Origin of the sequence: Sulfitobacter sp. W027, from assembly GCF_025143985.1 — a bacterium.
Taxonomy (GTDB): Bacteria; Pseudomonadota; Alphaproteobacteria; order Rhodobacterales; family Rhodobacteraceae; genus Sulfitobacter.
Genome location: NZ_CP083566.1, coordinates 162,810 through 175,428, shown reverse-complemented (window position 1 = coordinate 175,428; position 12,619 = coordinate 162,810). Strand labels below are relative to the sequence as shown.

The 12,619-nt window shown below is 60.7% G+C and carries 10 protein-coding genes; 6 read left to right on the top strand and 4 right to left on the bottom strand.

The annotated features are described in order from the left end of the window. Positions 1–52: 52 nt before the first annotated feature. The gene (locus K3759_RS18310) at positions 53–1,255 is read right to left on the bottom strand and encodes a methionine gamma-lyase (protein WP_259986037.1); all 1,203 of its coding nucleotides are present in this window, start codon (positions 1,253–1,255) and stop codon (positions 53–55) included. Positions 1,256–1,350: 95 nt separating this feature from the next. On the opposite strand from K3759_RS18310, the gene K3759_RS18305 reads away from it, so the two are divergent. The 3 genes from K3759_RS18305 to K3759_RS18295 all read left to right on the top strand — a co-directional run bounded on the left by K3759_RS18305 (position 1,351) and on the right by K3759_RS18295 (position 4,164). Further along, positions 1,351–1,830, top strand: a complete 480-nt coding sequence (locus tag K3759_RS18305) for an Lrp/AsnC family transcriptional regulator (protein ID WP_259986036.1) — start codon at positions 1,351–1,353, stop codon at positions 1,828–1,830. Positions 1,831–1,910: 80 nt separating this feature from the next. Then, the gene (locus K3759_RS18300) at positions 1,911–2,993 is read left to right on the top strand and encodes a serine hydrolase (protein ID WP_259986035.1); all 1,083 of its coding nucleotides are present in this window, start codon (positions 1,911–1,913) and stop codon (positions 2,991–2,993) included. A 19-nt stretch (positions 2,994–3,012) separates the two neighbouring features. Then, positions 3,013–4,164, top strand: a complete 1,152-nt coding sequence (locus K3759_RS18295) for an aminotransferase (RefSeq protein ID WP_259986034.1) — start codon at positions 3,013–3,015, stop codon at positions 4,162–4,164. Here K3759_RS18295 and argE read toward each other — a convergent pair. Together argE and K3759_RS18285 are read right to left on the bottom strand one after the other, a co-directional pair. Further along, positions 4,138–5,289, bottom strand: coding sequence for an acetylornithine deacetylase (argE, locus tag K3759_RS18290; protein ID WP_259986033.1), 1,152 nt, complete (start codon positions 5,287–5,289; stop codon positions 4,138–4,140). The genes K3759_RS18295 and argE overlap by 27 nt on opposite strands. Further along, entirely contained in the window at positions 5,286–5,906 is a 621-nt protein-coding gene (locus K3759_RS18285) for a transcriptional regulator (protein ID WP_259986032.1), read from the bottom strand. The genes argE and K3759_RS18285 overlap by 4 nt, the downstream gene beginning before the upstream one ends. 100 nt (positions 5,907–6,006) lie before the next feature. Here K3759_RS18285 and K3759_RS18280 point away from each other — a divergent pair, with 100 nt between their 5' ends. Together K3759_RS18280 and K3759_RS18275 are read left to right on the top strand one after the other, a co-directional pair. Continuing rightward, entirely contained in the window at positions 6,007–6,966 is a 960-nt protein-coding gene (locus tag K3759_RS18280; protein WP_259986031.1) for an ornithine cyclodeaminase family protein, read from the top strand. Positions 6,967–6,982: 16 nt separating this feature from the next. Beyond that, a complete protein-coding gene (locus K3759_RS18275; RefSeq protein WP_259986030.1) occupies positions 6,983–7,945 on the top strand; it encodes a pyridoxal-phosphate dependent enzyme in 963 nt (320 codons plus the stop codon). A 49-nt stretch (positions 7,946–7,994) separates the two neighbouring features. Here the strand turns inward: K3759_RS18275 and K3759_RS18270 are convergent, their stop codons facing one another. Continuing rightward, on the bottom strand, positions 7,995–9,332 hold the full coding sequence (locus K3759_RS18270) for a DUF2793 domain-containing protein (RefSeq protein ID WP_259986029.1): 1,338 nt from the start codon (positions 9,330–9,332) through the stop codon (positions 7,995–7,997). A 237-nt stretch (positions 9,333–9,569) separates the two neighbouring features. Between K3759_RS18270 and K3759_RS18265 the strand changes: the two genes are divergently transcribed. Beyond that, positions 9,570–12,611, top strand: a complete 3,042-nt coding sequence (locus K3759_RS18265) for a M10 family metallopeptidase C-terminal domain-containing protein (protein WP_259986027.1) — start codon at positions 9,570–9,572, stop codon at positions 12,609–12,611. The last annotated feature ends 8 nt before the right edge of the window (positions 12,612–12,619 follow it).

Genomic DNA, 12,619 nt, shown 5'->3' with positions numbered 1-12,619 from the left:
GGTGACATCGCGGGCACGTCGGTTTATGGCGCAGCCGGTGAGCGGGCCCGGATCAGGCTGCCTGCATGTTATGCGCCCCAAGCGCGGCGTAAAGGTCATCAATGATGTCATCGGCGCTTTCGAGCCCGGCGGACAGGCGCACGAGGCCCTCCGCGATGCCATGTTCGGCGCGTTCCTCTTGCGAATAGGTCGAATGGGTCATGCTTGCGGGGTGCTGGATCAGGCTTTCCGCGTCGCCAAGACTTACGGCGCGCTGAATGAGATTCAGCCGGTTCATAAAGGCGATGCCGCCCGGTTTGCCGCCCTTCACCTCAAAGGGGATCATGCCACCGAAGTTGCTCATCTGGCGCCGCGCAAGATCGGCCTGCGGGAAGCTTTGCAACCCCGGATAGGCGACATGCAGCACCGCCGGATGCGCTTCCAGCGCTTCGGCCACTTTGCGGGCGGTGGCGCAGTGGCGCTCCATCCGCAGCTCCAGCGTCTTGATCCCGCGCAGCAGTAGCATGGCGGTCAACGGCGACATTACGGCACCTGTCATGTCTTTGAGGCCTACGAGCCGCACCTGCGTCATATCCTCTTTGCTGCCGACAACGAGACCCGCAATCACATCACCATGTCCAGAGAGAAACTTCGTCGCCGAATGGACGACGATATCCGCGCCATGCTCGATGGGGCGGGTGAGGACCGGCGTGGCATAGGTGTTGTCGACCACCACCTTGGCCCCGGCGCGATGCGCGATGGCCGAGATGGCAGAAATGTCGACCAGACGGTTGTTCGGGTTCGCGGGGGTCTCAAAGTAGACGATCTTGGTTTGCGCGCTGATCGCCGCTTCGAGGTTCGCAGGCTCGGTCATATCGACCAATGTCACCTTCACCCCAAAGCGCGGCAACCCGTGGGTCATGAAGGCAAAGGTGCAGCCGTAGAGCGTCTTGTCGATGATGATCTCGTCGCCGGCCTCAAGGAAAGACCACAGCGTCGAGGTGATCGCCCCCATGCCAGATGCCGTGGCGAGACCGGCTTCGGCCCCTTCAAGGTTGGCGATGCGCTTTTCAAGATGGTCGAGCGTGGGGTTTGAGATGCGGGTGTAGAAATGCCCCTCGCGCTCGCCCGCGAACATGTCGCCGCCAGCCTCAGCCGTCTCGAAGGTGAAAGTCGAGCTCATGTAGATCGGCGGGTTCAGCGCACCCTGCTCGCTTTGGGCGTCATAGCCGTGGTGAATGGCGCGTGTAGCAAAGGATTTCTGCGAATTGTTCATGGAGTGCCCCTCAAAGTTGTTAGGGGCATTATCGGATGGTCGCTTTGGCATTAGGTAGCTATTATATCCCCTGAAAACAGGAGATTTGGCATATTATGCCCCAGATACCCCAATTGGACAGCACCGACCGCAAAATCATCCGCGCGCTTCAACGTAATGGGCGGATGACCAATCTCGACCTCGCGCAGGAGGTAAACCTATCGCCTTCGCCCTGTTTGCGCCGCCTGCGGGCCTTAGAGAAGAGCGGTGCGATCCGGGGCTATAGTTTGGAGGTCGACGCCAAGGCCTACGGCCTGCCGGTCACGGTCATGGTGCGGGTGACGCTGGATGGTCATGACGAGGGCACAGTAAAACGCTTCGAAAGCCAGATACGCGCAATCCCCGAAGTGCTGGAATGTTTCGTGATGAGCGGGCTGTCGGATTATCTGCTGCGCGTGGTGGTGGGCGATCTTGAAGACTACGAACGCTTCGTGCGCACGCGGTTGCATCCCATTGGCGGGATCGGATCGATCGACACCAGCTTCGTTTATGGCGTGGTCAAGCGCTCTCAGGTCTATCCCGACATAACCGGGTAAACCCCTGCAAAGGGTTGGATTTGCGGTTTACAAACGGTGCCCCCTTGGAAAGAGTTCGCCCGACCCCCAAGGAGAGCCAAATGACCTTCGCCGCCACCTCCGCCTTGCAGGCCGCCGTAGATCACGCCCTCGCGCATGAAACCGCTTGGCCGCGCGAGATGTACTACCCCGATGGCGCCTATGTCGGCAACCGCGAGTGGGATGAAAGCGGCCCGTGGACCGAGATCGTCGGCCCAGTCGCCCCGCGCGGTGGCCCGGCGGGTGTGATCCTGCACCGGGGGCAGCGCGTGGCGGATTGGGGCGACACGACGCGCACCGACATGACCTTTTCCATCGCCAAGAGTTACCTCTCGGTACTCGCGGGGCTGGCGGTGAAGGACGGGTTGATTGCGGACCTCGACGCCCCCGTGGGCGACAGCGTGCCGGGGCCGCATTTTTCGGGCGATCACAACAGGCGCATCACGTGGCGGCATATGTTGCAGATGAACAGCGAATGGCGCGGTGAGATTTTTGGCAAGGATGATCAGGTGGATCACTATCGCCAGATTGGCGCTGGCGCGGACAACAGCCGCAAGGGGCAGTTGCGCGAGGTCGGCGCGCCGGGGAGCCATTACGAATACAACGACGTGCGGGTGAACGCGCTGGCCTATGCCCTGCTGTGCCGGTTTGGCTGCCCCTTGCCGGAGGTGCTGCGCGAACGGATCATGGACCCGATTGGCGCTTCCGCCGATTGGCGGTGGGAAGGCTATTCCACCTCTTGGGTCGAGATCGACGGCACGCGCGTTCAGTCGGTCACCGGCGGCGGACACTGGGGCGGCGGGCTTTTCATCGGGGCCGAGGATCATGCGAAATTCGGTCAGTTCATCTGTCAGAATGGCCAGTGGGACGGCGTGCAAATCTTGCCTGAAGACTGGATGCGGCAGTCGCTGACGCCCACGACGACCCTCGACAAATACGGATTCTTGTGGTGGCTGAACCGGGGGCAGGACGCCAACCCAGCTTTGCCCGAGTCCGCCTTTAGCGCTCAGGGTGCGGGCGGCCATATGATCTGGATCGCACCGGAGCAGGAAATCGTGGCCGTGATGCGCTGGCTCGCCCCACCGCAGGCGCCCAAGTTTCTGGAACTGCTGATGGCGGCGTTAAGCGGCCCGGCCCGCAGCTGATAATCGAGAGGACTACACGATGGACATCAAAACCTTCGGCGTTGAAATGTGGATGAACGAATTCGAGAACCACTGCCGCTATAACCTTGCCGAAACCTGCGTGGACTCGATCACGTTGGGCGATCTGATCGACATGGCGGGTGTCGACAATAGTGTCTTGGGCGAACTGCGCGAGATGCGGATGGGATACGGCGCGATTGAGGGGTCCGACCGGCTGCGCGACGCGGCGGCGGGGCTTTACGAGGGCCAGTCCCGTGACAATGTGCTGACGACCCATGGCACCATTGGCGCGAATTCACTGGTACATCAGACGCTTGTGAGCCGTGGTGATCACGTCATCGCCATCGTGCCCACCTACCAGCAGCATTATTCCATCCCGGAAAGCATCGGCGCCGAGGTTGAGCTGCTGCACCTGCGCGAAGAGAACGGCTTTCTGCCCGATCTCAACGAATTGCGCGCCATGATGCGCCCCGATACGCGGATGATCGCAACAAACAACCCCAACAACCCCACCGGCGCTTTGATGGACCGCGAGATGCTGACCCAAATCGCGGAAATTGCGCGCGGCAGCGATGCTTGGGTGCTCTGCGATGAGGTCTATCGCGGGACGGATCAGGCGGGCGACGGCTATACCGCGTCGATCTGCGACCTCTACGACAAGGGCATCAGCACGGCGGGCATGTCCAAAGCCTATTCTCTGGCCGGGCTGCGCGTCGGTTGGGTCGCGGGCCCGCGCGACTTGCTAGAACGGATTATGATCCACCGCGACTATAACACCATTTCTGTCGGTAGGATTGATGAGTATTTCTCGGCCCTCGCGCTGGAGAACCGAGGGAAAATCCTCAAACGCGCCCATCGCATCACCCGCGAGAACCTCGCGATCCTGTCAGACTGGGTTGAGGCTGAGCCGCTGATTTCTTGGGTCAGGCCCAAGTCCGGCACGACCGCGCTGGTAAAGTATGACTTGCCGCTGCCCTCGCGCGATTTCTGCACCCGGTTGCTGGAGGAGGAGGGGGTGCTTTTCACCCCCGGCAGCGCGATGGACATGGAGGGCTGGCTGCGCATCGGCTATGCCAACCCCACGGCGGATCTGCGCGCTGGATTGGAACGGGTCTCGGCCTTCCTTGCGCGGCAGGGCGTCAGCTCAGCGGAGACTGTCGATCAGCTTTGACAGAAATGCGGCCCCACGGCGCAGCTCATCAGCGGTGATATATTCATCCGCTTGATGGGCTTGCGTGATGCTGCCCGGTCCGCAGACCACAGTGGCATAGCCCGCACTTTGGAAATGCCCGGCCTCGGTCTGATAGGCGACAAGGGTGTCAGAGTTGTCGCCGGTCAGCCGCCGTGCCAGTTCCTCGGCTGCGTTGCTGGGTTCGGGGGCCAGCGCCGGGGCGATGTCGATATCGCTCAGCGTTACACTGGTCTCAGGGTGGCGGGCCTGCATCGCAGCTTCGACCTTGGCAGCCTCGGCCCGGTAGGCCGCGATCCAATCGTCTGCGGTCTGGGGCGGTACATAGCGGATGTCGCTCTCAAAGACGCACACGTCGGGCACGGTATTCAGGGCCGTTCCGCCGTGAAGAGTGCCCACCTGAAGCGTCGTAAAAGCGGGGTCGAAACCACTCGGCCTTGCGCTTGCGGCCTCTTGTTCCATTTGCCGTTGATGCCAGTCGATTAGCGGCAGCGCATGGGCGATGGCCGAAACCCCGCGCCCGGGGTTAGAGCTATGCGCCGCCAGCCCGCGCAGAGTGGTTTTAATCCCGATCCCACCCTTATGGCCGGTCACCACTTTCATCTGCGTCGGCTCGCCAACGATCACGCTTTCGGCGCGCGGGTAATGCTGTGCCAGCGCGTCTATCAAGGGCAAGGTTCCAAGGCAGCCGGGTTCCTCATCATAGGAAAACGCCAATTGAATAGGGCGGACCAATGGCTGCGCCAACATCTGTGGGACAGCCGCAAGGACCAGCGCCACGAAGCCTTTCATGTCACAGGTGCCGCGCCCGAAATAACGCCCGTCCTCCAGCGTCAGGCTCCACGGGTCGTACCGCCACGATTGACCCTCGGTCGGCACAACATCGGTATGGCCCGACAGGATCACCGCGCCTTCGACCTGCGGCCCGATATGGGCGATCAGCCCTTCTTTCTCATCTGTCTCATCGGGAAAAATATGATGCGCCACCCCCAGCCCGCTTAGGTAGTCTGAGACGAAAGCAACCAGTGCACGGTTCGAGCGGTGCGACACCGTGGGGAAGGCGATCAACTTCTCCAGCAGAGCAAGCGCCGGTGAGATATCGGTCATTCCGCGTCTCCGTCTTGGCGCGCCTTCAGGTCGTTATAGATCGTCGCCCGGCTCACCCCCACCATCCGCGCCACATAGGCGGCGGCATGGCGTTCGGCCAAGGCGCCGGAGGCCGACAGGTCACCGATCAATGCACGGCGATCATCACGCCCAAGCGCGTCAATCCGCATCCCCCGGTCACGGCACCACGCGCTAGCATAGCTGTTGAGCCGATCATGCCAGTCATTGCGCAGCAGCGCCTGTGGCTCATCATCTTCCAAGGGCGTGGGGCCAAGCGCCTCAGCCACACGTCGCAGCGCCAGCAGATCGGCCTGATCGTGGTTGATGCAGATCACATAGGCCGCCGTGCCATCCGCGCGCCGTTGCAGGATGCTGATCGACCTTAAGGTGGAGCCGTTCCAGTTCACCTTTTCATAGGGGCCAATCACCGGGGCTTCGCCAAGGTCAATCTCATGCATGTTCGACGGATCGCCAATGCTGCGCTGTGACATCGGATTTGCGATATGGGCGATACGCTCGGCCGTCAGATCATGGACCACAACCTCCACCCGCGCGCCGAAGAGGCAGGCGATGGCATCTGCCGTGGCACAGGCATTGTCAAAGGTCGGCTCGGGCATCGGCGGGGCGTTCCATTGATTGACAGGAAATTGTAAATTAGATAATTCGATCCAGAAATCGGGTCAACCGATATTGCCAGTGATCCAAGGGGAACCGTGTGTGATCGACCTGAACAAAAGTCAAATCCAGGGGCATTTCGATCTGACGGCGGCGGCACAGGCTATCGAAAACGCCTATATCGCCTCTGCCGAGGGCCGGGTGCAGGCGCCGCCGGTGACCTATTTGGGCTTTGACACGGCCAATGGGGATTGCCATGTAAAAACGGGCTATGTGCTTGGCACCGAAGGGTTTGTCATCAAGGTTGCCACCGGCTTTTACGACAATCCCGCTAAGGGGCTGCCCAGTTCAAACGGCCTTAACCTGATGTTCTCGGCCACCACTGGCGCGCCGCTGGCGATCCTGCGGGATGAAGGCTGGCTGACCGATATGCGCACCGGGCTGGGCGGGGCGCTGGCCAGTCGCGCGCTTGGTGTTGACGGGTTTGAGCGGGTGCTGATCGTTGGTACCGGGCTGCAGTGCCGCTTCCAAGCGCGCTGTCTGAAGGCGCTGCTGCCCGAGCGGAAGCTGACCTTCACCATCTCGGGGCGCGATGCGGCCAAGGCAGAGGCGGCCGCAGGAGAGCTCGGAGCCGAGGGCCTTAACGCCACCGTCGCCCCCGACCTCGAAACCGCCTGCCGGGCGGCACAGGTTATCATCACCACCACACCTGCGAAGATCCCGCTCATTGCACGCAACTGGATCGCCCCAGGCACCCATATCACCGCCGTCGGTGCGGACAGCCCCGGCAAGCAAGAACTGGCGACGGACCTTGTAACTTCGGCTGACCTGTTGGTTTGTGACCTGGCTGCGCAGTCTCTGCATCATGGTGAATTCGCCACGGCGGAGGCTGAAGCCGGGATTGCTGAGGATGTTGTAGCCCTAGGATCAGTCCTATCTGGCGCGCATCCGGGCCGGGCCGATGAGGCGCAGATCACCATCGCTGACCTCACGGGCCTTGCGGTTCAGGATGCCGCGATTTCGCTCGCTGTGCTTCACGCCGCTCACCCCGATCTCACTTAATCTGATGGAAACTGCCATGTCCCCTGTCTCTGACCTGATCTCCCAATCCGCCGCGCGTTCCTGCGCGGTTCACCGCAAGATCGCAGGCGCAATTTACCGCACGCCGGTCATCGCGTCGCGCCTGCCGATGGCAGAGGGGACGCGGCTTTTCTACAAAACTGAGAACTTCCAGCACACCGGATCCTTCAAGCTGCGCGGGGCCAGTGCCAAGCTGACCACCGTGCCGCTCGACCGTCCGGTCATCACCGCGTCGTCGGGCAACCACGGCATCGCCTGCTCGCTTGCCGCGCAGACAACGGGGCATGAGTTGATCGTCGTGCTGCCTGAAACGGTGGTCGCCAAGAAACGCAAAACCATCGAAGGTTTTGGCACCAAGGTCGTGATCCACGGTGCTGATGCGTCACTCTCGGAACTGCACGCCCAGCAATTGGCTGAGGCCGAAGGCTATACCTATATCTCGCCCTATAACGACGCTGAAGTGATCGCCGGGCAAGGCACTGCCGCGCTGGAACTGCTGGACCAGATTGAGGGGGCCGACAACGTCTTTATCTCAATGGGCGGTGGCGGGCTGATCTCGGGCATGGGGTCGGTGATCAAGGAATTTTCGCCCCAGACCCGCGTCATTGGCGTTAGTGCGACGAACAGCTGCGCCTTGGCGGCCTCGATCAAAGCGGGCAAAATTGTCGAGACAGAGCATCTTGATACATTGGCCGACGGTGTGGCAGGCGGCGTCGACGCGGACTCGCTCACACTGCCGATGGCCAGCGAGGTGATCGACGAGATCGTGCACTGCGACGAAGGCCAAATCGCCGCGGCGCTGAAGGTTCTGGCTTGGGAAGAGAATATGCTGGTCGAAGGCGCCGCTGCCTTGGCGCTGGCCGCCTATTTGGCGGACCCCGAGAAATACGCGGGTCAAACCTCGGTCATTTTGCTCTGCGGCGGCAACTATGAGGTCGAGCAGTTGCGAGGCGTCATCTAAAGTCAATTCGGCCCGTTGCGGGTAACAGCGGGCCGAGGTTCTTTTATCCCTACGTCGGCATGTCAAACCGCAGATCAACCCAGCGGCCCTCGGGGATGTCACAGGGCTTACCCGCCGCCCAGCCGTCCTGCCAGATCACTGTGCTGGTCTGGACATTGAGCGCCCCATTTTCCGCGTCGTAGTTACAATCGACAAAGACCAAACGATTGCCATTCGCATCCTGCGGCACCTCAATCTGCCAGCCCTTGGAGGCAAGCGGCGGCACATTCGACAATGTGTATTCTCCCAAAGCGACCCGCTTAAACCGCGCATTCAATGGCACCGCCGGCTCTTCGCTGGTATCATGGAACAGACGCACGATGGGACTTGCCTCTTTAACAAAACCATTGGCATCGACGGTCGTGTTCGCCCCGGACCACAGCGCCTGCCAACTGCCCCATGCCCCGCCTGCCCGTACGCGAAAGGCCAGCCCCGGCGTGTCGATCCCAACCGCGATTTGCCAGAGGTAGGCACTCTGCCCGCCCAAGGTGCTGTTGCCGCAGAGCAGGCCAAAGACACCATCCAACGCCGGGAAGGGATTGGCCCCGGCGGCTGCCTGCGCATGGGCCCCGCCATAGCCCGAATAGCTGCCTGAAAGCTGATGCGCGTCGAGGTCGGTAACAGGTGGCCCGGCGTCCGCCCCGATCCCGAAATCACCCACGCGGATCAGCCGCCCTACCGTCGCGTCCACCACGCTTTGGGTCAGCGCCGCGCCCGAGGCCAGACCCGTCGCCGCGTCGAAAGCCAGCGCAGTCGTCCAGGCGCCGCCATCGGTGCTGACCTTGATGGCGAAATCATCCTCTCCCACCGTGCCCATTTCGGCGCGGCCTGACCAATCGGTCTGAAACAGGAGACTGGCGGTATCGCCGGTGCTGGCCTTATTGAGCTTCAGTTGATGCCCCGCCCCCTCATGGGTAAACAGCGTCGCCGGAGAGGCGACCGCCAGCCGATTGTCGCCGTCGTGACTTGTGTTGATCCCGACGCCGGGAAGGTCGGTCAAGTCGGGCAGTGTGACTGCCAGCCAGCCTCCATCGACGCGCCGGCGCAACGCACCGGAGGATTTATCAAGCGCCTGCCAGCCCTCCTGCGGGGCAATGAAATGCCAGTTCCCGTCGACCCAAGCGGCCAGTTCATCCGCATGACCTGCCCAAGCCCCTGTAGATGCCGCGCTAAGCGCATAGACTCCCCCCGCCTGCGGAAGGGCCGGCGGCACGCTGGTGTCGAAGCTCTCAACCGCAAGCTGCACCAAAAGGTCAAGTCTTTGCAGCGCCTCGTTATGGGTCACATGTTTCTGCGCCTGTGCTGGCATCAGATAGGGAAGGGACAGGCGCTCAGAGGTGTCGGACATGAGAATTCTCCGCGTTATGGGTCGCCTGTGACTGTGGGAAGGAAGTCTTGCCAGCCTGACAACCGGGCGTTCGGACGGCGCGCAACAGAAAGCCGTTGTAAGGCGAAGACATTGTTTCTGGATGCCCCGCTAGTTGTATAAAACCTGCGTTAAAGCGCCCGGTTTCGCCCCATTCTGGTGCCAGTTTCCCCCGGATTGCAGGTCAGTTTCCCCCTTGGGTTTAAGGGGGCTGTTGCCATGTATTTTCTACGAAGCGGACATATCGCGGCGAACGATGTCGCATTGGACACCGATCTGCGCGATCTCACGATCGTAACGCTTTCTTCAGGAAGCTATCTATATGGCGTCTCGGCGCAGGGGGGTGGGCTTTTGGCCTATCAACTGCGCCCCGATGGCGAATTGGCTCAGCTTAATGACACACAATATTTTCCACCTGCATTGGCCGGTGTCGCGGGTGGATTTGTCGAGGCAGTCACCATAGACGGAACCGAACATCTAGTCTTTGGCAGCACGGGCAGTGATCTCTTGCTGAGCTATGCGCTTAGCGATCAAGGAACCATTGGCAGCCTGCTTCGCAGTGATGGCCCCCAAGCGCCAGCCGATGTGACGGATGTGGCCGTAACCGACTTGGGCGGCAATCTTATGACCTATTTGGCGGATGCAGAAAGTGGGCGCATTTACGGCTACCGCTCGAATGCGGATGGCGAATTTGTTTTGCAAACACAGGCCCGGCTCACCCGCGCACCCGGGGCGGAGGAACCTATCATACTAGAGACGACGACCGTTGCGGGCACACATTTTTTAATCGCAACCGATCCGGCAGGACAGGGTATCGTCAGCTATCGTCTAGGAGGCAATGGCAACCTGAACCAAGTGAGCGCATTTGGCGCAGCCGAAGGGTTGGGTATCCAAACTCCTACTGAAATCGAAACCGTCAGTGCCTTCGGCTCAAGCTGGGTGATCGTAGGCGCGGCAGGAAGCAATTCGATCAGCGTGATGGAGATAGACGCGACTGGAGCGCTTCAACCAACTGAACATCTGATCGACAATGGCGCCACGCGCTTTGGCGATCTGCAATCCATCGCAGTGGCGCAATCCGGTGACCGCGTTTTTTTGATAGCGGGCGGAGGAGATGACGGGCTGAGCCTTTTCACCCTGCTGCCTGACGGGCGGTTGCTCCATCTTGAGACCATCGTCCACGAGACTGGTTCTGGGCTGATGAACGTCGGGGAGATCAGTGCCATAGTATTGAATGACCATCTGCAGATTTTTGTCACAAGCGGGACAGCGGCCGGCGTGACCCAGTATACAGTTTCGTTAGAAAACCTTGGAGCGATCCATCGCAACACAAGCGCAGACTCTATGCGGCTTGAGGGTGGCGCTGGCAATGACATGCTGGAGGCAGGGAGCGGCAACGACACATTAATTGGCGGTAGTGGGGATGACATTTTGGTCGGCGGCGGCACGGCATGTTCTCTGAGAGGCGGCGCCGGGTCGGATGTTTTCGTAATCGATGGCGGTGCGGGAACAACGACGATTATGGATTTTGTCAGCGGCGAGGACCGGATTGACCTCTCAGACTTGCTTATGTTGCGCAATAGTGGGCAGATCGCTTTCTCAACCACTTCCTGGGGTGCACGGCTCACCTTCCGCGATGTGATCGTTGAATTGCGGTCAAATTCTGGCGATTCCCTTGAAGCAGAGGATGTTTTTGGCCCGGTGTTTGATTGGCCAGACCGGTTGCTGGTGTTGCTCTCAGTGACCCAGCCCGATCCGGAACCTGAACCTACACCCGAACCTGAACCCACTCCGGAGCCGACACCGACACCTACGCCGGAACCTGAACCCCTCCCTTCTCCGACTGGTGGAATGAACCTCTTCGGCACGAGCGCAAGCGATCGACTGATTGGAGGGGCTGAGGTAGATACAATCTGGGGGGGCGATGGCACCGACAGTTTGAACGGCATGGGCGGAGCGGATCTGCTGCTGGGTGGAGGAGGCAACGACAGCATCAGCGGCGGAGATGGCGCCGACGCAGTTTGGGGGGGAACCGGCCACGATACCCTGCATGGTGGCGCTGGAAATGATCTCATGGGTGGCGGTCCCACCGGAAATGATTGGATCTACGGTGAAGCAGGGGATGACGAAATCTGGGCCGACAATGGTGAAGACCATGTCTGGGGTGGCGCCGGTCATGATCTGATCGGCGGGGGCAACGGTCATGATACGCTACACGGTGACATCGGGAATGATGCTGTTTGGGGCGGAGGCGGGAACGATGTTGTTCATGGGGGGATCGGTAACGACACCCTCGGCGGGCGCGAAGGCAATGACATTCTGTATGGCGATCTGGGCGATGATGTCATTTGGGCAAACGCCGGCGACGACCGCGTGATTGGCGGTGATGGTAATGATACGCTCGGTGGCGCCGAAGGAAATGACAGGCTTGAGGGTGGTGCCGGGCAGGATGACCTACGAGGTGGCTCAGGTGAAGACCTTCTACTTGGAGGGGATGGGGATGACCTTCTTTCAGGTGGGTCAGGGGCCGATAGTATTTGGGGCGGCGAAGGCAATAACCAGCTTGAAGGCGGCAGCGGCAATGATCTGATGGGAGGCGGGGGCGGTAATGATCTGATCCTCGGTGGCTCAGGATCGGATGAAATCTGGGCGAACGGCGGGCGTGATACCCTTTGGGGCGGCAGCGAAGACGACCTCATCGGTGGCGGTGGGGGAGACGACATGCTGTATGGCGAAGACGGCAATGATGCGCTTTGGGGGGGCGCCGGGAACGACATCTCTCGCGGGCACTTTGGCATGGACACGCTAGGCGGCGGCGACGGGGACGACGCGCTGCACGGTGGTGCCGGGGATGACGTGCTTTGGGGCAATGGCGGTGTTGATACTTTGAACGGCGGCCAGCATGATGACATCCTTGGGGGCGGCACGGGTAACGACCTCTTGTCGGGAGAAGGTGGATCAGACGACCTACGTGGCGGTGATGGCAATGATTGGCTTTCTGGCGGCACTGGCAATGACCTCCTTTCAGGAGGAAGCGGTGCTGATGTGTTTGTCTTCCGCCTGAATGAAGGGGCTGACCGGATCACGGACTTTGACGCTGCCAATGATACGCTGCATCTTATTGATACAGGTCAGACCTTCGGAGGTTTGCAGATGGTTCAGTCCGGCGAAGATGTGGTTATCACTCTGGGGACCGGACGGCTAATCCTTGAAGATATCGCGCTTGGTTCCTTAAACGAGTCCGACTTCCTCTTTCACTGACCTGACTT

Excerpts from the sequence above, each read along its gene's own strand:
- K3759_RS18310 (WP_259986037.1), bottom strand. The coding sequence starts at position 1,255 with ATGAACAATTCGCAGAAATCCTTTGCTACACGCGCCATTCACCACGGC.
- K3759_RS18305 (WP_259986036.1), top strand. The coding sequence starts at position 1,351 with ATGCCCCAGATACCCCAATTGGACAGCACCGACCGCAAAATCATCCGC.
- K3759_RS18300 (WP_259986035.1), top strand. The coding sequence starts at position 1,911 with ATGACCTTCGCCGCCACCTCCGCCTTGCAGGCCGCCGTAGATCACGCC.
- K3759_RS18295 (WP_259986034.1), top strand. The coding sequence starts at position 3,013 with ATGGACATCAAAACCTTCGGCGTTGAAATGTGGATGAACGAATTCGAG.
- argE (WP_259986033.1), bottom strand. The coding sequence starts at position 5,289 with ATGACCGATATCTCACCGGCGCTTGCTCTGCTGGAGAAGTTGATCGCC.
- K3759_RS18285 (WP_259986032.1), bottom strand. The coding sequence starts at position 5,906 with ATGCCCGAGCCGACCTTTGACAATGCCTGTGCCACGGCAGATGCCATC.
- K3759_RS18275 (WP_259986030.1), top strand. The coding sequence starts at position 6,983 with ATGTCCCCTGTCTCTGACCTGATCTCCCAATCCGCCGCGCGTTCCTGC.
- K3759_RS18270 (WP_259986029.1), bottom strand. The coding sequence starts at position 9,332 with ATGTCCGACACCTCTGAGCGCCTGTCCCTTCCCTATCTGATGCCAGCA.
- K3759_RS18265 (WP_259986027.1), top strand. The coding sequence starts at position 9,570 with ATGTATTTTCTACGAAGCGGACATATCGCGGCGAACGATGTCGCATTG.